At 63.9% G+C, this 19,136-nt stretch carries 16 protein-coding genes; 9 read left to right on the top strand and 7 right to left on the bottom strand.

The features are described 5' to 3' along the window. Positions 1-2 precede the first annotated feature (2 nt). Positions 3-2,789: an XrtA/PEP-CTERM system TPR-repeat protein PrsT gene (gene prsT, locus JYP50_RS12745; RefSeq protein WP_206560914.1), complete on the bottom strand. Its 2,787-nt coding sequence runs from the start codon at positions 2,787-2,789 to the stop codon at positions 3-5. A 227-nt stretch (positions 2,790-3,016) separates the two neighbouring features. Between prsT and JYP50_RS12750 the strand changes: the two genes are divergently transcribed. Then, complete coding sequence (locus tag JYP50_RS12750; protein WP_206560915.1) at positions 3,017-4,087, top strand: hypothetical protein; 1,071 nt, start codon at positions 3,017-3,019, stop codon at positions 4,085-4,087. Positions 4,088-4,103: 16 nt separating this feature from the next. On the opposite strand, the gene JYP50_RS12755 is transcribed toward JYP50_RS12750, so the two are convergent. The 5 genes from JYP50_RS12755 to JYP50_RS12775 all read right to left on the bottom strand — a co-directional run bounded on the left by JYP50_RS12755 (position 4,104) and on the right by JYP50_RS12775 (position 8,295). Beyond that, a complete protein-coding gene (locus tag JYP50_RS12755; RefSeq protein WP_206560916.1) occupies positions 4,104-4,964 on the bottom strand; it encodes a ThiF family adenylyltransferase in 861 nt (286 codons plus the stop codon). Next, positions 4,957-5,808 carry a PEP-CTERM/exosortase system-associated acyltransferase gene (locus JYP50_RS12760; RefSeq protein ID WP_206560917.1) on the bottom strand — a complete coding sequence of 284 codons (852 nt, stop codon included), beginning with the start codon at positions 5,806-5,808 and terminating at the stop codon, positions 4,957-4,959. The genes JYP50_RS12755 and JYP50_RS12760 overlap by 8 nt, the downstream gene beginning before the upstream one ends. Positions 5,809-5,865: 57 nt before the next feature. Beyond that, positions 5,866-6,366, bottom strand: coding sequence for a low molecular weight protein-tyrosine-phosphatase (locus JYP50_RS12765; RefSeq protein WP_347136784.1), 501 nt, complete (start codon positions 6,364-6,366; stop codon positions 5,866-5,868). Then, a complete protein-coding gene (locus JYP50_RS12770) occupies positions 6,363-7,214 on the bottom strand; it encodes a S1 family peptidase (protein WP_206560919.1) in 852 nt (283 codons plus the stop codon). Before JYP50_RS12770 ends, JYP50_RS12765 begins: the two co-directional genes overlap by 4 nt. Before the next feature lie 205 nt (positions 7,215-7,419). Further along, positions 7,420-8,295 (bottom strand): THxN family PEP-CTERM protein, encoded by an 876-nt coding sequence (locus JYP50_RS12775; RefSeq protein ID WP_206560920.1) that lies wholly within the window; start codon positions 8,293-8,295, stop codon positions 7,420-7,422. A gap of 707 nt (positions 8,296-9,002) precedes the next feature. Here JYP50_RS12775 and JYP50_RS12780 point away from each other — a divergent pair. The 8 genes from JYP50_RS12780 to JYP50_RS12815 all read left to right on the top strand — a co-directional run bounded on the left by JYP50_RS12780 (position 9,003) and on the right by JYP50_RS12815 (position 16,472). Then, the gene (locus JYP50_RS12780) at positions 9,003-9,593 is read left to right on the top strand and encodes a PEP-CTERM sorting domain-containing protein (protein ID WP_206560921.1); all 591 of its coding nucleotides are present in this window, start codon (positions 9,003-9,005) and stop codon (positions 9,591-9,593) included. 790 nt (positions 9,594-10,383) lie between these two features. Then, positions 10,384-11,259, top strand: a complete 876-nt coding sequence (locus JYP50_RS12785) for a hypothetical protein (RefSeq protein ID WP_206560922.1) — start codon at positions 10,384-10,386, stop codon at positions 11,257-11,259. Positions 11,260-11,447: 188 nt separating this feature from the next. After that, positions 11,448-12,188 (top strand): hypothetical protein, encoded by a 741-nt coding sequence (locus JYP50_RS12790; protein ID WP_206560923.1) that lies wholly within the window; start codon positions 11,448-11,450, stop codon positions 12,186-12,188. A 114-nt stretch (positions 12,189-12,302) separates the two neighbouring features. After that, entirely contained in the window at positions 12,303-12,698 is a 396-nt protein-coding gene (locus tag JYP50_RS12795; protein WP_206560924.1) for a hypothetical protein, read from the top strand. Positions 12,699-12,700: 2 nt separating this feature from the next. Next, positions 12,701-13,396, top strand: coding sequence for a cysteine peptidase family C39 domain-containing protein (locus tag JYP50_RS12800; protein WP_206560925.1), 696 nt, complete (start codon positions 12,701-12,703; stop codon positions 13,394-13,396). After that, positions 13,386-13,937: a hypothetical protein gene (locus tag JYP50_RS12805; protein WP_206560926.1), complete on the top strand. Its 552-nt coding sequence runs from the start codon at positions 13,386-13,388 to the stop codon at positions 13,935-13,937. Before JYP50_RS12800 ends, JYP50_RS12805 begins: the two co-directional genes overlap by 11 nt. 86 nt (positions 13,938-14,023) lie before the next feature. Next, complete coding sequence (locus JYP50_RS12810) at positions 14,024-15,097, top strand: hypothetical protein (RefSeq protein WP_206560927.1); 1,074 nt, start codon at positions 14,024-14,026, stop codon at positions 15,095-15,097. Between the two features lie 136 nt (positions 15,098-15,233). Then, positions 15,234-16,472 (top strand): MFS transporter, encoded by a 1,239-nt coding sequence (locus tag JYP50_RS12815; RefSeq protein WP_206560928.1) that lies wholly within the window; start codon positions 15,234-15,236, stop codon positions 16,470-16,472. Positions 16,473-16,496: 24 nt separating this feature from the next. On the opposite strand, the gene JYP50_RS12820 is transcribed toward JYP50_RS12815, so the two are convergent. Then, positions 16,497-18,899 (bottom strand): acyl-CoA dehydrogenase, encoded by a 2,403-nt coding sequence (locus JYP50_RS12820; protein ID WP_206560929.1) that lies wholly within the window; start codon positions 18,897-18,899, stop codon positions 16,497-16,499. Positions 18,900-19,136: the final 237 nt, after the last annotated feature.

The raw sequence follows: 19,136 nt of genomic DNA on the forward strand, positions 1-19,136 counted from the left end.
TTTTACTGGCCGCCTTGCAGCGAAGCCAACAGGTCGACCGCTTCTTTGCGCTCGGAAAAGTCGCTGTCACTCCGGGTCAGCTCCTGTAGGATGCGGCGCGCTTTTTCCGTCTGGCCCTGTTTGCTGAACACCACGGCCTGGTGGTAGCGAAACGTCCCGTTCTCCGGCTGCGCGGCGACCAGTTCGCGCAGTATTTCCGCGGCTTCGGTGTATTCGCCCGCCGCGGCCAGAACCATGGCCAGGGTATCCTCCACCTGGGGCTGGCCATTGGTGAGTTCGGAGGCCCGCCTGGCATATTGCAGGGCCCGCGCCGGCTCGGAATCCTTCAACAACCACGCCAGGTTGTTGTTCGCGACGATGTTGTCCGGATCGCGCTGCAGGTACTGCTCGTATTTGTCGACAGCCGCCTGGTAATCCCCCTCTTCCTGGAAACGCATGGCCAGCATGCCGATCGCCCCGGCGTTGTCCTCGCCGGTCGCCGAGGCGGCCCAGGCCTCCAGCAGTTCCCGGGAGGCTTCCCGGTCACCCATGAGATCATACTGGCGCACGAGGTTGGCCACCCCGACCGTGCTGGGCTGCTGCTCCTGGACGCGCTGCAACAGCGCCAGCGCCCGGGCCTGGTCGCCCTCCTTGCGGGCGATAGCGGCCTTGAGCTGTAACACCATCGGGTCGTCGGGGGACAGTCGGTCCAGGTTGGACATATACCCCGCAAGGGCGGCCTCGTCACCTTCGGTAAAGGCGATGCGCCCCAGGGCCAGTTGAATGGCCACGTTCCCCGGCTCGAGTTCCGCGGCGCGCTCAAGGTGCTTCGCGGCTTTGTCCAATTGCCCCTGGCGCTCCTTGACGTAGGCCGACAATTGCAGGTCTTGAACGGAGGGGGCCGCCGACGCGGTCAACTGCGCCAATGCCGCTTCGGCGTCGGCGTATTCCTCAAGGGCGACGCGCGACATCGCCCTCGCGCGCAGGACCGGGGGCTCGGCGGCCTGTTCCGGCGGCAAATCGGCCAGCACCACCGCCACCTTCTCGGGCTGCCCGGTGGACAGATAATATTGCGCCAGCGACAGGCGCGGTTTCAGCGAGCCGGGGTGAGCCTCGACAGCGCGCTGCAACAAACCTTCCATGGCGTCGAATTCGCGGGCGTAACCCTCCAGGGCCGCCGCCGCAAGCAGCGTGGGCAGCAGGTTTTCATGCACCCCCAGGACGGTTTGGTAGTGGTCCCTGGCGCGGTCGAGTTCGTCCCGCGCGATCGCCAGCGAGGCCAGTTGATGGTTTGCCCCGGGATGCCCGGGCTCCAGTTCACTGGCCCGCGTGAACGCCTCGGCGGCCAGCTCGGGTTCGCCTATCTGCTTGCGGACAATCCCCTCCATCACATGGGCGGTCGGGGAATCCGGCTGCCGCTCAACAAAGTCTTGCGCGGCCTCTAGCGCCGCGCCGTTGTCACCGTTACGCAGATGGGTAAAAATCAGCACGGCATCCGGCTTGCCGGACTCCGGATCCAGCGCAACGGCGCTCTGTATCAGGTCCACCGCCTCCTCGGAGCGGCCCGCGATGGCGTAACTGGCGCCGAGTCGCAGCTGGGCCTCGAGGGAATCCGGGTTCAACTCCACAACATGGCTCAGGGTGGCGATGGCTTCCTCGGTGCGCCCCTGGCTGATCAGCACACTGGCAAGCGCATTCAGCGCGGCGCTATCGTTGGGGAACTGCTCAAGCACATCCCGGGCGTGCTGTTCCGCTTCCATGAAATCGCCCGTGCTCACCAGCAGCGTGGCCAGCAGCCGACTGGCGACAATGTTGCTGTCGTTGAGCGCGTGGTACTCGCGAACGTAGCCCAGCGCGCGGTCGAGCTCACCCAGCTGCATATTGGTCATGCCGAGGTAGAGCAGGATCTCCGGGATGTCGAACTTGTCGGGCTCCGCGATGATCAGCGCGCTGTTGGCATCGCGGTAGTTCCCCTGCTGGAAATAGAGGACACCAAGCGCGTAGTTCACCCGCGTACTTTGCGGCACGGCCTTCTGCAGAATATCCAGATCCTGCTTCGCGGCATCGAAATTGTTCGCCTGCAGGCGCGCAAAAGCACGATTCAGGCGAAATAGCAGGCTGTTCGGGGAGAGCGACAGGGCTTCGCTGTAATATTCATCGGCCGCCTCGAGGTTGCCGCGCTGCCATTGCAGGGCGCCGCGCAAGGCCCAGGCCCGCGCATAGTCCGGCGCGTCGGCAACCAGTTGCGCCAACACTTCCAGGGCCTGGTCGCGATCGCCCTCGGCGGCGAACAAGCTGGCCTGGGTATAGCGCGCGTAGACCGAGCCACTATCCGCGTCCAGCGCCCGCTCCAGGCGCTGCCTGGCAGAGGCGAAGTCAGAGCGCGCCATATAGGCCTGGGCCTTTGCGGACAGCACATTGGCGCTTGCGGCCTTATCGAGCCTGACCAGGCCCATGGTCAGCACGTCTTCAAACTTGCCCAGGTCGATCCAGGCCCTGGCCAGGGCCTCCTGCTGCCGGGAATGCTCCGACTCCGACGCCAGTTCACCGGCCTCCAGCAATTCCTTCTCGGCCGACGGCATATCGCCAATGTCAAAATAGGCCAGCCCCAGCAACAACCTGCCGTGGCTGTTGCCGCGGTCCAGCTTGAGGGCATTTTTCAATTCGATAATCGCGGTCGCGTTATCGCCTTGCGCCAGCGCTGACTCGGCGCGCTCCATGTAGGCCTGCGGTGTTTTCTCCTGGCCGCAGCCGGTGAGCAGCAGACAGGCGGTAACAATGGCGCAGAATTTCATCCGTGTATTTTGCATGCGAAGACCGTATTGTTCGTTCACCCTTTTAACACCCCAAGTGCTATATTGGATTGATGGTTAGTGTACACTGGACCAGAACGACTGGCCTAACCACGCGCCGAAAAGCCAATGGCAAGAGCTATAATAGCAGTGAACGCCCACGGTATCGCGATTGTAACTGTGCCCCGGTTCGCATTACGGGGACGAAGCCACCATGTCGCGGCTAACGCGGAACCCGCCTTGTTATGAGCGCCTGGACGCAAGAGACCGTGGCGCGACTGGTTCGGTACGCCCAACTTTCCCCTTCCGCCGACAACATGCAACCGTTCTGTTTCCAGTGGGACGGACGCCAGCTGCGAATCGCCTACGACCAGGGCCGGGTGGCGGGCCATACTTTCGGCCCCGAAGCCCCCGCCACGCTGCTATCCCTGGGCACGACTGTGGAAGCCATCGAACAGGCGACACGGCTGTGGAACCACCCGGCGACCTTTGCGCCGACATTCCACGACACCCCCGACGGCTTTGAATACGGCGCGCTGCAACTGGAGGGCGAGCTCCCACCCGAAAGCGGCCAGCCCTTGCCCGACCCCATCCGCCATACCGACCGCGGGCGCTACAGCCGGCGGGAACTACCCTCCGCCCTCGTTCAGCGCCTGCGCGCCGGTGTGCAGGGTGGCTGCCGAATGGCGGTTCACAGTGATCGCGCGAGCACCCGGGCGATCGCCGCGCTCGTCCAGTCGGCGTCGGAACTGCGCTTCCAAACCCCGGAGCTGCACGCCTGGCTGATGGACAGCCTGCGTTTTTCAGAGGACGCCGCGGCCCGGGGAGACGGCCTGGATGTTCGCACTCTCGGCCTGCCACCGGGCGGGGCGTTGATGCTGCGCTGCCTGGGCAACTGGCGACGCATGGCCTTTTTCAATCGCCTGGGAGGGCACCGGGCCATGGCCGGCATCGATGCCGCGCCGGTTGCCAAGGCCCCCGCCGTAGTGGCGGTAATCGGTCCCGATGACCGGGACGGAGCATTGGACGCGGGCCGATTGCTGTACCGCGGCTGGACCTGGCTCAACGAGGAAGGTGTCGCGGTACACCCCTACTATGTTGTCAGCGACCAGGTGCAGCGACTGCGCGAGGGCTCCATGCCGCAAGCCCTGCGCGAGCGCGCGCAGCGGCTACAGGCGGAAACCGCGCGCCAGATGCAACTGGCTCCCGGCGAGCACCTGTATATGCTCCTGCGGGTCGGCTATGCGAAAGCGGCGCCAACACCCTCCCGGCGGCTCCCCCTGTCACGCGTCTTCGAGGTTCGAGGCGGGGAATAAACCGGGCCCGGTGTCGTCACCCCCCCAGGCGGCGCCTGGCAATGGCCAGCAACAGCCGCTGCAGGGGGTGGCCGTTGCCGCCGGGGCGCCAGGTGCGGGCGAGCTTGTTGCGGTAGGCGTCGAAATGCAGGCCGTGCGGCGCGGCGGGAACCTTGCCCCTTCCGAGAATCAACTTGAGGGTTTGAGTGGCGGCCACACCCGCGCAAAGCTCGCAGGCCATGGGCGTGGACGGCCCCTCCTGCTGCCCCAGCTTCACCCTAGAGGGGTCGGCCAGATAGCGCAACTGCAACATCGCGGGGGAAAGCCCCAGCAGGAAGCGTATGGCCTGCTCCGTTGGCGGCTGCCCGGCCAGCTTGAAATAGTCATCGAAGCCCATGCCACCCGGCAGAAATGCCAAAAACGCCACGCCCATGCCCAGAGGCGCCGCCGTGATTGCGGGAATCCCGCGGCGCTCGCATTCGTTGAAAACCGCCCGCCGTATCTCCAGCTCAAAAAAGTCCAGAGAATCGACGTAGACGTCGACGCCATCGAGAAAGTCCGCGAGGTTCGAGGGATTCACGCCCTGCGGAAACAGCTTGAGGTCCAGCTCGGGATTGATATCCCGGGCCATTTCGGCCATGACCTCCAGCTTCGGCCGCTGTAAATGCGAAACCGTGGCGCCGGCCTGCCGGTTGAAGTTCGCCAACTCGAAATGATCGAGATCGGCGATATTAAAAGCCCCGACCCCCAGCCTGGCATGAGTCAGCAAGTGGCCGCCCCCCACCCCGCCCAGTCCGGCAATGGCGATACGGGCGCCTCTCAGGGCGGCCTGTTCGTCCTCGGTAACCCAGCCCAGATTGCGCGCAAAGGCCTCGTGATAGCGAAAGGAATCAGTCACAGCAGGGCGCCCTCACACCGGGAAAAGACAACGCGGAAGCGACCCGCTGCCGCCATTCCCGCGCCGCGCGCCGCCCTTGCGGGCGCACCCCGGGCGCCCCGGCCACCGCCGGCTTGAACTCGGCGCTGAATTCGTCCTCGATAGCCTGATAGAGCGAGCGCAAATCCGGGAGCATGGAACCCAGGGCATCCTCGGTACGGATCATATAGGGGGCCCTTAGGCCGTGATAGTCCACCTCCTGCCCGGCGGGATTGAAATAGATGCCCGAGCGCTTGAGCAGGCGAGGAAGAAAGGGCTCCATCATGGCGTAGACCACTTCGCGGCCGTCCAGAGCGGCGACCGCGCAGGCGGAGAGGTAGGCGGCGACCGCGACCAGGGAAAAGGTTCGCGCCTCCCGATGGGAGACATCCAGGGCCGTCAAATGACCGTAGCGCGTGGCGTCCTCGCCCGGGCGGCGACGGAAGCGGCCATCCACCGCGAGGCGGGACACTTCGGCCGCCACACTGCGGGAGCGCTCCAGTTCCGCGAGATCACCTGCCGCCACCGCTTCGCGACAGAAGCGCTCCAAGGGCAGGTCGTCGCCCTGATTACAATACACCAGGCGCACGCAGCCCGCGGCCAGCCCCGTGCCGCGATGACGCACCAGGCAATGCCATGAGCGATCGTCAAAATCATCGCGCTCCAGCGCCTGCGGAAAACGGTCCTTGGGCTCGTAGGCGAATTCCTCGCAGTACACGCGATAGCGAACGGCGAAGGTCTCATCCAACTGTGACTGCGAGGTCGCCAGCTCCACGCCGAAGTAGCGCTGGAAATCCTTCACCAGAGAATCTTTTAGTTCACCCATAGCCACTTCGCCCTCTGATTATTCAGGTACCGGCACATGGCCACGACCTCGACCACCTCAGCCTGCGGGCCCGGCATCCCGGCACCATTCATCGAGCACCCCCGCGATCACCGGCTCAAGCTGCCGGTAAAGCGCGCGAAAACCCGATTCCGGACCAAAATAAGGGTCGGCCAGATTCACGTCGCCCCCCCCTGGAGCATAGTCCATGAGCCAGCCCAGTCTCGCCGCGAACTCGCCCGGCAGCTGTTTGCGAAGGCTTTCCATGGTAGCCCTGTCCACCACCAGTATACGCTCGAAGCGCTCGATTCGGACTTTTTTTATGGGCCGAGCCCGGTGCCGGGAAATGTCGACACCGCGCTCGGCCATGACCCGCAGGGCTCTTTGGTCCGCGCGCCTGCCGACCGATTGAACGTGCGTCCCCGCCGATGCAACGGTGAATTGGCGCTGCAGGCCCCGCGCCCGCAGCCCCTGGCGCAGCATCCCCTCGGCCATGGGGGAGCGGCAAAGATTGGCGGCACAGACAACCAGCAACGCGCGCCTGCGCGGCCACCACCTCACCTGCGCTCCTCCGCCGGGCCCAGGTCCTGCAACAAGGCCCGCAGATGCTTGACCGGCACCGCGTACCCGACCCCCAGGTTTATGCTTTCTCCGGCGACATCGGGCAGGCCCACCTTGAGGCTACCCATGAGTACCGCCACCACCGCGGGCTTCGAGGTCAGAAATACCGGGCTACCACTGTGCCCGGGAAGCGCCAGGGCATCCAGCTGGTAGACGCTGAAGCCGTCGCGAATCGCCCTGAGCTGGGCGGCGCCGAGCTGCTCGCTGCGCGCGACGGGCGTCGCCAACGGCGTTGTTGCCGCCACAATGCCCCGGTGGGTCACGGGAATCACCCCCGTTGCCACCCCCAGCGGAAAGCCGCTAAACGCGATTTCAGTGCCGGCCGCAAGCGTGTCGTCGCCCGCGAGGGGCAATGGAGGCACCGGCGTACCCGCAATACGCAGCAGGGCGAGATCGTGCACCGGGTCGGACGCCACCAGTTCCGCGCTGCGGATTCCCGCGCCCCCCTGCTCCCGGGTGAAGGTGACGAGACGCTCTTCCGGCGGCAAGGCCTGGTCAACCACATGCAGGCTGGTGGCGATCAGGGTCCCGTCCGCCAAACTGAACCCCGTACCCATGTAACGGCTGGCAAAGGGCACCCCCTGTCCACGGGGGGACGGCCGGACGGTACCCACCGCCACCACGGAGGCACTGATACTCTGGACAATGTCCGGCAGGCTACCCGGGGATGGCGCGGCCCCGGCGCTTCGGTGCAAGGCCAATAACAGCAGCGCCACGAATAGCGCCGGATTGAAACGCTTCGGCAATAACAGCGATTGATAACGGTGCGGGAGGTTGTAGTTATGCATCTGGCCTAACGCTAGCGCGAATACCTATGCGCGGCAAGCCCGACGCAAGACAGGAAAGGCAATCCAATTGGCCAGTCCGGCATGAAAACGAAGAAAGCCACTGCTGGCAGTGGCTTTCCTGGTTGGGGGCCCCGCGGGACGAAGCCCCCCCTTGCGAACAACCGGGTCGAGAAGCGGACTCCGGGAGAGCCCGCACCCCGCACGGTTACCGGCGCGCCCGGCGGCGACCGTAGCCCAGCCCGAGCAGACCGAGGCCAAACAGCCCCAGCATGGCGGGCTCGGAGATTTCGCGAGCGGTGAGCACGAAGCCGAACTGACCGGTGCTGGACTCACCTTCCACGGTCTGGAAGCCAACACATTGGCCACCCAGCTCAGGCGCGACCACGTCACAGACCTGGGGCGACAGCGGAGTCAGGCCGGTTTGCTGGATCTCGATGTTGTAGAGATAGTTGCCAACCTGGAAGGACTGGTTCAGCAGTACCGGGTTCAGGACCACGAAAATGTCGTCGCAGACACTGGTGCTGGGGAAGCCGCAGGGAGTCGAGTTAGGCGTCTCCACGAACAGGATGTCGAATTCCGGCGTGTCGAGGAACGTCCCCTGGGGCAGCACATTGTCGCCGTCCGGAGCGAGGGTGAACCACTCAGTCAGCGCCACGGACACCAACGAGTTCCCGGTGATCGGGAAATTGTTGTGGGTAATGCTGGTGCCGGCCACGAACCCGGATGACCACGTGCCGTCCCCCTGGTCCACGAGTACGACCTCGCCCTCGCCTTGCGGGCCGACGCCGTCGACGTTCGGCGAACTCAGGTTGGGGTTGTTGATCACCAGGGAACTCTGGCCTTGACCCGTGCTCGTACCCCAGGAGATCTGGGCATCGCCCTCATTCCCGGGATTGGTCGGGTCAATGTCCACCGGGGTGGCCGGCGTTGGCGCGCCGCCGCCCTGCAGTACGCCGTTGGTCCAGCCGGCGTTGAGTACCCAGTCCCACGTAATGATCGGGTCGGCCGCCACCGGCCCCGACACACACGCTGCCACTGCGATCGCCGCGGCCTTGGTTGAAATCCACTTATTTACTTTCATTTTTGAATCCTCCTTCAAAGGAATCAGAGTTGCCTAGTTCCCTGGCGACCCCGGTCTCGTCTCGAGTGCTCTGGTGTCGGGCCGTCGACCTCTGACACGACGCACATGATCGCCACGAACCGGATAAAGCAAGTACAATGCCAATAAAAATTTTTACTTGTTTTTCAACAGGTTAAAAATTCCCGAGAAAGCGAACGCCAGCCCCCTGTAAAAAAAACTGACAATCCCGGGGCGATCGTGAACCGGCCGCCCGCCGCTAACCGGCCATCGGGAACGTCACAACGCCCACAAAGGCGTCCACCCCGGGCGCGGCGCGCCTTCGCGGGGAAAGCAGTGTCAGTTTTTTTTACAGCGCGGCGGGGAGAACGCCGGCGCGCGCGGCGGCGGCAGGCCCCTCCCGACCGGACTCATCCGGGCCGAGACCGGGATTCAGCGTCCCCGCGGATGTCCGGCCCCGGAACACAGACTCCGAACCTTTCATTTTGTGATATAGATCACTGTCGATATTCTTAACAGTTTTATACGCTTACCCCATCGGCACGGCACAAAAACATATCATCTGATTGTTTTTATTGGGCTTTTTATATTTTGGCATACAATGTGCTTTTAGCTGGTCAGAGCCGCAGCCGGGCATCACTTAAGCGGGCATCACTTATAGAGAGCCTGGCGCGAATGACAAATCCATTTCAACAACGGGGCATCATCCAATGAAGCAACTCCTGAAATCCTGCCTGCTGGCAGCGGGGCTGGTCGCGGGCACATCCGCTCACGCGGGCCTGATCACCACTGAATTGAATGTCGATCAATTCGTCGGGTACTGGCAATCCCACACCTTCGAACTCGATGTTAGTGGCGATCCCGCCTTCGGCGAGGGCGACATACTGGGCGGCCAACTAAGCATCGAGCTGTTTGACGACAACGCGAAACAAAATGGCAATGAAAAAGGATTTTTTGGCTACGATCTGGAATTCGATGACCCCGACTTCGTCACGATAATCGTGGAAGGACTGGATGGCGATTCGGGCGAGTTCAGCACCATGGTCAACGGCTTGTGGACCACCGCACTCGGCCCGGAGGCTCTCGCCGCCATCGCTGGCGACGGTCTTCTGGAGATCACCGTATTCGGCGGCCTGCTAAATCCGGACGACTTTAGCATTGGCCGCTCCATGCTGTCGCTGGAAACAAACGGCGCCCCGGCGGCTGTACCCACGCCCGCCACCCTCGCCCTGTTTGGCCTGGGTCTCGCCGGCCTGGGCCTGACCAGGCGCAAGGCCGCGAACGGAGTCGCCAGGGGCTGAGTGCCGCATTTTTCAGCTTTGACGGGATGTCTTCGGGCAACAAACCAACTTCAAATCATCGAAGACAGCCTGCAGACCCCGTCCTACCTGCCCGCCAATGGCGCGGGTGCCCACCACCCCGAGGCGGCGCTGAAGTCGCCCTCGGGCGTTCGGCTAGATGCATTCCTCCCCACCCGCTCCCTGGCCTGTCTCGCCGACACCCGCCCCCTGCATACGGCGCGTCGAGTGGCTGCGACGAGAGGAGCGAGCGATTCCGCGCCCACCATGAGCGCATCAATGGTCCGGCGACATGACGCAAACCGCGTTTTCAGGCGCGCAACAACGCAACGGTAAAAAGACAACGGATTAGTACGCATTCCTATGGTTTAGCTATTAGCGAAATAGCGCCTAATAACCAGACCAAAGGCGCTATTCCAAAGTTGTCTACCTGTCGATTTGCTTGCGTCAAATCAATCTAAAATCGTCGTTATGACATCATTTCCCACTGCTATTCTTCCCTACGGCGCTTCGGGGGGAGTTTTCTATGGGCGCGCACCCGCAGGTCTTGGGGCTGCTTTCCTGTAATCATTCACCCTCCCGAAACTCCTCGACAGGTGGAGATCCTGTGCCTGTGCAGCGGGTTTGGAGCCCCGGCAATTCATGCACCAGGCAAACAGTCCATCAGGGAGGATGAGCGCTCGCGTTTCCAGATTAGTATTAAAGCCCCGCGGGGCCATGACCAGGATGTTGCAAGCATACAGGAAGCGAACTTTCCCGAGGGAGAGTATTTCGAGCACAGGGAGACTGGACAATGAGACACCTACTTCTGACGACCCTGGTCGCCGGCATGAGTTTACCGCTCATCGCCAGCGCCAACCCGACCAACACGGCGGACACCGCGGATACCCAGACCGCGACCGCGGCGTCCACCGCCGATAGCGGCGGCGCGTCCGCCAATGAATACTCGGATGCCATCAGCGCCATGGGCGTCGCCAATGGCAATGACCTGAGCGACAACTCCAACAACTCGCTGACGGATTCACAGAACACCAACGCGAGTTACAACGACTCCGGCAACTTCGGACTGACCGCCGACAACGCCGGCAACACCGACAATAGCGCCACTGACTCCAACAACCTGGGGATAGGGGTGACCGATTCCTTCAACACCAATGCCAGCACCAATGACTCCGGCAATCTGTCCACCGCCTTCGATGGGGAGTGGAATGCCGACAACAGCACCAACGGCAGCGAGAACCTGACCGTCAACCTGGACAACGTCGGCAATCTCGACGGCAGCGTCAATGACAGCGGCAACGTCACTTCCGCCACCGATTTGAGCAGCGACTACGACGCAAGCACCAACGACAGCCTGAACTCAACCTATGTAATGGAAGGCTCGGGCAACACCACGACGACAATCACCGACTCTGGCAACACCACCACCACCGACTCCGGCAATTTCAGCCTGAACATCGACGCGGCGGTCAATGTGGCGACCCTGTCGGGCACGGTGAGTGCCAACATGCAGCCCATCCAGGCCGGCTCCACCTACACCTCCAGCAACACCATTTCGGAGGGTTCGTTGAGCGATGTGGCCGGCATCACACTGGTGGGACAAAACGGTGGCGCGAACAGCCTGATACAGCAAAACGTATCAGTGCAGTCCACGCTTAGCCTGCAATAGTCGCGGAGTCAGAGGAGACTGTCATGAAACGTACACCGCTATTTTGTGCGCTTGTCCTGGCCACCTCGGCCGGCCTAGCGTGGGGCAACCCAACCAACACTGCCACCACCTCGGCCACGTCACAAGACGCCCAAGCCACTTCGGATGCGATGAACAATGGCGCATCGGCCAATGAAGATTCATTCGCCATGGCCATTTCCGACTCGCTCAACAACAACAACCTGAGCGACAATTCGGATAATTCGCAAAACAACTCCTTCAACCTTGATGAAAGTTCCAACAACTCGGACAATGCCAACGTGGGCTTGACCAACGTGTTGAACACCAACAACGCGCAAAACAACTCCGGCAACGCCGATGTGGACCTGAACGGCGTGGGCAACCTCGACGCCAGTACCAATGGTTCCTTCAACGCCGACCTGACCACGAACGAGCTGTACAACGAAAACAACAGTTACAACGACTCCGGCAACGTGGCCGTCGACGCATCCAACTCCTTCAACACCGATGTGTCCACCAATAACTCGGGCAACGCCGACCTCACTCACACCGAAAACCACGTTGTGGACGAGAGCTTCAATAACTCCGGCAACTACAGCGAGACCATCAGCAACTCGCTGAACACCGAGACCACGATCAGCAATTCGGGCAACGTCGACACCACCAACTCCGGCAATACCCTGATTGACGTGGCGGTGGCGTTGAACCTGGCGGATCTGGAGGCCACGGTGACCGACAACAGCACCACCCTGGGTGGCGCGGAAGTCGGCGCCATGTACGACTCCGCCAACGGCATTGCCGCGAGCGGTATCGGGCTGTCGGGCATTACCGGCATCGCCCAGAACGGCGCGGCCAACAGCCAGGTCCAGCAGAACGTCAGCGTGCAATCCGAGCTCAGTCTCGGAGGTGGTGGCGGAGGGTCTTTGTAGACTCGACACCGCGAATGTTGACCAGTTAGCCCAATGCCCGAAGTACGGGTGGCGGCAGGGACGCCGCCACCGCTTTTACGCGACGGCGGGCATGAGTGGGGCAAGGAGTTCGCCATGTTGACTTTTCGCTGTACCCGCGCAGGTATCGGCGCTTGCGCATTGTGCCTGTTGCCGGCGGGCGTTGCTGCCGAATCGATTGCGATGGATAGCAACGAGGCCCCGCCCTCCCCTTCGCCCTTGTTCGCCGTGGCCGCGGTCAGTGCCGGCGAACTGGATGCAAACCGGGGACGGGAGGGGCTGGATATCGACGAGCTGGTTATGCAGCTCAACGACGTGCGCGCCGACGCGTCCGTCGCCAACAATGTACTCAATTCACAAAGTACGGGAGGCAACCTTGTGGAAGCCGGCGCGTTCAGCAACGCCGCCGGGCTGGTGTTCAATGTCCAGAACTCCGGTAACCACGTTGTGATTCAAAACACCACGCTGATCAACGTCAACCTGGAGCCGTGAGCGTGACAAGGGCAGTCATTCGCTGCGCCCTGGCGGCAGTGGCGGTCAGTTGCGGCTCCGCGCTGGCCGGCAACGTCAACGTGCCCGGTCCGGGCGGCATGTTGCTGAATGTGCCGGTAACCAGTTTCCAGGAACGCAAGTTCGAGCGCGTGGTACCCCAGGCCTTCGATTTCAGCTGCGGTTCCGCGGCGGTGGCCACCCTGTTGACCTACCACTTCGACAGCCCGCACACCGAACGCGAGATTTTCATCGACATGTACGAGACCGGCGACCAGGAGAAAATCCAGGCCAAGGGCTTCTCCCTGCTCGATATGAAGCTGTACCTCGAGCGCGCCGGCTATCGCGCCGACGGTTTTCGCATCTCGCCGGACAAACTGCGCGAAGTCGGCATTCCCGCCATCGCGCTGATAGACACCCGCGGGTACTCGCACTTCGTCGTGGTCAAGGCCGTCAACGAGGGCCACCTGATCCTCGGCGACCCGGCCCTGGGCATTCGCGCGGTTTCGCGGGCCGAGTTCGAGGCGATGTGGAACGGCATCTTCTTCGTCATCCACAACCGCATGGAATTGGCCCAGCAGCACTTCAACCAGGACGAGGACTGGAACCGCCTGCTGGCGCCGCCGCTGGGCGAAGCGGTTTCCCGCCGCACCCTCGCGGAATTCACCCTGAGCCTGCCGACGCGAGCACATGACTACTGACATCGCCAGGCGCGCGCGGACGACGCTGCTGGCGGCATCGCTGGCGGCGGGCGCGGCCGCGGCCGAGCCCGGCGACCTGCCGGGCTACGTGCGACACGCGATGCAACAGGACTGTTGCCAGCGCGGCGCGACACTCGGCACGGCCCTGCCGCCAGCGCAGCTGGCCGAGTTGCGCGGGGGTTTTACCGATAGCAACGGCCTGCGCTTTGCTTTCAGTTTCGACCGCGTCACCCGCCTCAACGGCGAAGCCCTGTCTCGGGTCAGCGTGGTGCTACCGGTGTTCACGCTGGTCGACGGAGCCACGCAACCGGCCTTCACAAGCGCGTCACAACACCTGGGTAACCTGTCCACCCTGTCCCCGGGCACGGGAGCGAGCGCGCTGAACGGCGGTTTGCCCATGCAGATCCAGAACGCACTTGACAATCAACATATAGAGAACTTGACTTTGATTAACCTGGATATAATTGGCACGGATACGCTGCGGGGCGCCATGATTCGCAATCTCATTGAAACCACTTCAATCGAGTCCCTGAGTCCCTGAGCCCCTAGCCAGCCATCCCCGGCCAAGGCACCGAAACGCGCGGTGCACGGTGTCCATTTGTCCACAATAACAACAGGATACGGCTTATGATGCGCCCCCACCGGATCACCCTCGTCCACTGTCTCTCCGCGTTGTTCGCCACCCCCCTGCCCCTGCTGGCCCAGGACGCCGGATCGAGCGAGCAGCCGGTGGAACAGCCCGTTGGCGAGGCGCCGGAGGAATCCCAAACGCCGCAAGTGGTATTCAGCGACCGCGGGGTACGCGGCGTACTGACCCCCGCGGGACGGACGGTATTCGAACCCTCTTTTTCCTACACCCACTCCTCCTCGACCGCCGTGGCCATCGAGGGTTTCACCATTTTACCGGCCCTGGTGGTGGGCCTGATCAACGTGTCCCAGGTGCAACGCGACTCCTACATCACCGGGCTGTCCGCGCGCCACGGTATTGGCGGCCGCTGGGAGGCGGAGCTCTATGTGCCCTACGTGTATCGAGACGAGGCCATCCGCCAGCGCGACATCCTCGAAGGTTCGTCGGCGGATTTTATCTCCGACACCACCGGCGACGGCATTGGCGATGTGGAGGCCTCGCTGCGCTACCAGCTCAACAGCGGCCATATGGGCGGGCCGATTTACATCGCCAGCCTTCGCGTCAAGAGCGACACCGGCGAGGGCCCCTTCGATATCGAGCGCGACACCATCTTCAGCGACGACGGGGTGAGATTGACCGATGTCCTGCTGGAGCAACCCACCGGTTCCGGTTTCTGGGGGGTGCAGCCCAGCGTCACCATGCTCTATACCACCGCCCCCGCGGTGCTCTACGGCAGCCTCAGCTATTTCTGGAACATGGAGCGCGATGTCGGCGAGCCCCAGGGCGAGGTGGACCCCGGCGACGCCGTGGGGCTGAGCATGGGCATCGGTTTCGCCATCAACCAGCAGACCTCGTTCAGCCTGGGCTACGAGCACAACACGGTGTTCAAGTCCAAGGTGGAGAACGACAACGACCTCGAATCGCTGTTCGAGCGCACCCAGGTGGGCTCCTTCCTGCTGGGGGTATCCTACGCCACCTCCGCCACGCGCAGCTGGAACCTGTCGGTCGCCATCGGCGCCACCGAGGCGGCGGCGGATGTGCAGGTCACCCTGCGGGTGCCGACCACTTTTTGAGCGACCTGGCCGGCAAAACTTCCCCCGGGAATACGATTTGCTAAACCGCGCCCCGGCAAAGTGACGTTTCGGCTCACTATGCGCCGCCCGGGGGCGGGGTATAGTGGGCCGCACATCACAACGCGACGGGGCAAGCATGTTTTACGGTTGGCGGATCGTGGGCGGGGCGTTCATCGCCCAATTGTTTATCACCGGCTTCATGACGTATTCCTTTGGTCTGTTCGTGGTGCCCCTGCAGGAGAGCTACGGCGCCACCCGGGCCCAGGTGAACCTGGCGATGACCGCCACCACCCTGGCCGGCCTGGTCCTGTCGCCGCTGATCGGCGCGCTGGCCGACCGGGTGTCCAGCCGCCTGCTGATGGCCGCCGGCGCCGCGATTTTCGCCCTGGGGCTTTGGGGCATGTCCCTCAGTAGCGGTATCTGGCAGTTTGTGGCGGTGTTCGGGGTATCGATCAGTTTCGCCAGCCTCACCCTGGGGCCCCTGGTGTGCTCCACCACCATCGCGCGCTGGTTCAGCAGCCGTCGCGGGCGGGCACTGGGGATCGCGGCCATGGGCACCTCGATCGGCGGCCTGGTACTGCCCGTGGTGCTGGGACACTGGATCGCCGCGGAGGACTGGCGCAGCGCCCTGCAATACCTGGCGATCGCGGTGGCGGTGGGCGTGCTGCCGCTAATGCTGCTGCTGATACGCAGCCACCCCCAGGCACTGGGACTACACCCGGACGGCGAAGCCCCCAACCCGGCGGCACACGCCGCGCCGGCGGGCGACATCGACTTCCGCGGCATTCTGCGCCACCCCGCCTTCTGGAGTATCGGGCTATCGATCGGCCTGCTGTTCAGCGTGTATTCCGCGCTGATGGCCAACCTGGTGCCCTACGCCCAGGGTACCGGCATCGAACTCGAGGCCGCCGGAATACTGATGACCGCGATCGCCGGCGCCGGCCTGGTGGGCAAGTTGTTGTTCGGCGTCGCGGCGGACCGCATCAGCCTGCGCCTGGGACTGTGGCTGGCCATTGCGCTGGTCTTCACGGGCATGGTGATTTTGCTGCAGGAACCCGGCTACCCGGTCACCCTGCTGGCCTGCGTCATTATCGGCCTCGCCGCCGGCGGCATGTTGCCGGTGTGGGGCGCGTTGCTGGCGGTCATCTTCGGGGTCACCAGCTACGGCCGGGTGATGGGCCTGATGAACCCCCTGATCACGCTGCTGGTGATGCCCGGTTTCGTGATCACCGGCTACCTGTACGACCGCAGCGGCGACTACCACAGCGCCTTCTGGCTCTACCTGGTCCTGCTGGCGGCGGCGGCGTTAATCCTCACCCGGCTGCGGGTACCGGGAACGCCGGCGCAAGCGCAGGCCGCCGCCAGCCCCGGCTGAACCGGGGCCCGGCGGCGCGGACCGCTAGAGCTTGTCGAAATCATCGGTAAGCAGGCAGTCGAAACGCAGCGCGTCGTACTGTCGAATGCCCGCCGCCGCCTCCTCGCTGATCACCTCCCGCGCCACGGCATCGGCCAGCGCGGCCTCCAGATCATCGCCGCCGACCTCGCCCTTGCGCCAGGCGTGCAGGAAGCGCTGCCAGCCGTCATCCACCTGCAACAGGGTCTGGTAGGTGCGCTCCACCCGTCCGACCGCGTCCTCGGGATCCCCCGGCACGTAGATACGCGAGGCCAGTAGCTGGCGCACCGGATTGGGCTCCATGATCAGATCCCCCAGGGCGCGCACCTGCTCGTCGCTGGGGGCGCTGTGCACCCGGCCGTAGGGGAAGGCGACAAAGCGCAGCAGGGCGCCCAGCCAGCGCACCGGGAAATTCTCGAGAAAGGCCAGCAGCGCCGACTGGGCGCCGTACAGCGCCTGGGTGAGGGCGAACTCGGCGTGGACATCCAGCTCGCGACCGGGGTGCTGGCCGTCGCGGAACTTGAGCAGGCTACAGGCGATGAACAACTGGCTGTGGACATCCCCCAGCCGCGCCGACAACAGCTCGCGCCGTTTGAGATCGCCCCCCAGGACGCCCAACGCCACATCGGCGCACACCGCCAGGGCGGCGCTCATGTGATTGATGTGCTGGTACCAGCGCCGGCTGAAGGCATCGGCGCCCGCCGGCGCGGGGCTGAATCGGGACACCGTGAAACTGAAGGCCGCCAGCCGCGCCAGATTGGAACCCAGATGGCCCAGGTGGCGCAGCAACAGGCGGTCGAAAGCGCGCAGTCCCGACGCCCCCTCAGGCTGCTGCAGGGTTTGCATCTCGTCAAACAGGTAGGGGTGGCAGCGCAGGGCGCCCTGGCCGAAGATCATCAACGACCGGGTGAGGATATTGGCCCCCTCCACGGTGATGGCCACCGGGACCCCGCGGTAGGCAAAGGCGAGGAAATTGCGCGGCCCCAGCTGGATCGCGCGCCCGGAAACCACGTCCATGCTGTGGTTGACGCTGCGGCGCATCATCTCCGTGGCGTGGTACTTGGCCATGGCGGTCACCACCGAGGGGGCGCCGTCCTCCAGGGAGCGGGTGACCAGCTCGCGCATGGCCTCCAGGGTAAAGGCGGTGGCGGCGATATCGGCGGTGGCCTCCTGCACCCCCTCGAACTTGCCCACCTCGATATCGAACTGGCGGCGGATGCGGGAGAAGGCTCCCACCGTGAGGTAATTCACCTCGCCGCTGGCGGTGGCCAGGGATGGCAGGGAAATGCCCCGCCCCACCCCCAGGCACTCGATCAGCATGCGCCAGCCCTTGCCGGCCATCTCCGGTCCGCCGATGATCCAGTCGATGGGAATGAACACGTCCCGGCCGATGATCGGCCCGTTCATGAACGGCGTGCCGGGATTGTGGCGGGTGCCGATCTGCACCCCGGGGTGGTCGGCGGGCAGCAGGGCGCAGGTGATGCCGTAATCGCGCTTGCCGGGATCGCCCAGGAGGCCGTCCGGATCGCGCAGTTTGAAGGCCAGGCCGACCACGGTGGCGATGGGCGCCAGGGTGATCCAGCGCTTGCGGAAGTTCAGGCGCAGGCCCAGCACCTCTTCACCTTCGTACTCGCCCCGGCAGACGATACCGATGTCCGGTATGGCCCCGGCGTCGGAGCCCGCCTCCGGCCCGGTGAGGCCGAAACAGGGGATTTCCTCGCCTCTGGCCAGGCCCGGCAGCCAACGCTGTTTCTGCGCGTCGGTGCCGTATTTCATCAGCAGCTCCCCCGGCCCCAGCGAGTTGGGCACCATGGCGGTCACCGCGGCGGTGATCGAGCGGCTGGCGATCTTGCTCATCACCCGGCTCTGGGCATAGGCGCTGAAGTTCCGCCCGCCGTACTCCTCGGGAATGATCAGGCCAAAGAAACCCTGTTTCTTGAGGTAATCCCAGGTGGCCTCGCCGAGGTCGCGATCCTTGTAGACCTGCCATTCATCGAGCATGTCACAGAGGGTCTCAACCTCGTTGTCGAGGAAGGCTTGTTCCTTCTCGCTGAGGCGCGGCCCCCGGATGGCGGCGAACTTGTCCCAGTCCGGACGGCCGCTGAACAGGTCCTTTTCCCACCAGGTGGTGCCCGCCTCCAGCGCCTCGCGCTCGGTGTCGCTCATCGGCGGCATCGCTTGCTGCAACAGGCGGTAGACCGGCCGGGTCAGCACGCTGTGGCGCAGGGATTCGGTGTTGAGCACCACGGCCACCGCCGCCGCCGGCAGCAACAGCCACCACATCGCGGATTCAAACAGGGTCAGAACAAATAGCGCCGCCAGCAAAAGCACCGAGCCGGCAAACAGGGTCACGCGGTAGTACAGCAGGGCCCCCAGTACGATGAGCGCCAGGACAATGGAGAGCAGCATGAAATCCTCCCGGGTGAAAAACCGTGTCTGGGCCTGTTCGCACCTGTCGAAAACCGGCGTTACGCCCGAACAGGCCCTCCGCCCTATCCACTTTGGCACATTTTCCGGCGTTGTCCCAATCGCCGTTCGATTTTTACCCCTGGCGGACTTGAAAGTGTCTCCGGTGCCCCTATGTCTATTGGTGCCGGGGTCGCGTCTTACACAGAGCGGCCCGCGGCGGCGCCTGGGAACCAGGCG

The organism is Parahaliea mediterranea, from assembly GCF_017255185.1.
Lineage (GTDB): Bacteria > Pseudomonadota > Gammaproteobacteria > Pseudomonadales > Halieaceae > JAFKCZ01.

What these genes read in the sequence shown, in the direction of transcription:
- JYP50_RS12795 (WP_206560924.1), top strand. Translation starts at nt 12,303, where the DNA reads ATGTTGACTTTTCGCTGTACCCGCGCAGGTATCGGCGCTTGCGCATTG.
- JYP50_RS12805 (WP_206560926.1), top strand. Translation starts at nt 13,386, where the DNA reads ATGACTACTGACATCGCCAGGCGCGCGCGGACGACGCTGCTGGCGGCA.
- JYP50_RS12760 (WP_206560917.1), bottom strand. Translation starts at nt 5,808, where the DNA reads ATGGGTGAACTAAAAGATTCTCTGGTGAAGGATTTCCAGCGCTACTTC.
- JYP50_RS12770 (WP_206560919.1), bottom strand. Translation starts at nt 7,214, where the DNA reads ATGCATAACTACAACCTCCCGCACCGTTATCAATCGCTGTTATTGCCG.
- JYP50_RS12815 (WP_206560928.1), top strand. Translation starts at nt 15,234, where the DNA reads ATGTTTTACGGTTGGCGGATCGTGGGCGGGGCGTTCATCGCCCAATTG.
- JYP50_RS12820 (WP_206560929.1), bottom strand. Translation starts at nt 18,899, where the DNA reads ATGCTGCTCTCCATTGTCCTGGCGCTCATCGTACTGGGGGCCCTGCTG.
- JYP50_RS12750 (WP_206560915.1), top strand. Translation starts at nt 3,017, where the DNA reads ATGAGCGCCTGGACGCAAGAGACCGTGGCGCGACTGGTTCGGTACGCC.
- JYP50_RS12785 (WP_206560922.1), top strand. Translation starts at nt 10,384, where the DNA reads ATGAGACACCTACTTCTGACGACCCTGGTCGCCGGCATGAGTTTACCG.
- JYP50_RS12780 (WP_206560921.1), top strand. Translation starts at nt 9,003, where the DNA reads ATGAAGCAACTCCTGAAATCCTGCCTGCTGGCAGCGGGGCTGGTCGCG.
- JYP50_RS12790 (WP_206560923.1), top strand. Translation starts at nt 11,448, where the DNA reads ATGGCCATTTCCGACTCGCTCAACAACAACAACCTGAGCGACAATTCG.
- JYP50_RS12810 (WP_206560927.1), top strand. Translation starts at nt 14,024, where the DNA reads ATGATGCGCCCCCACCGGATCACCCTCGTCCACTGTCTCTCCGCGTTG.
- prsT (WP_206560914.1), bottom strand. Translation starts at nt 2,789, where the DNA reads ATGCAAAATACACGGATGAAATTCTGCGCCATTGTTACCGCCTGTCTG.
- JYP50_RS12775 (WP_206560920.1), bottom strand. Translation starts at nt 8,295, where the DNA reads ATGAAAGTAAATAAGTGGATTTCAACCAAGGCCGCGGCGATCGCAGTG.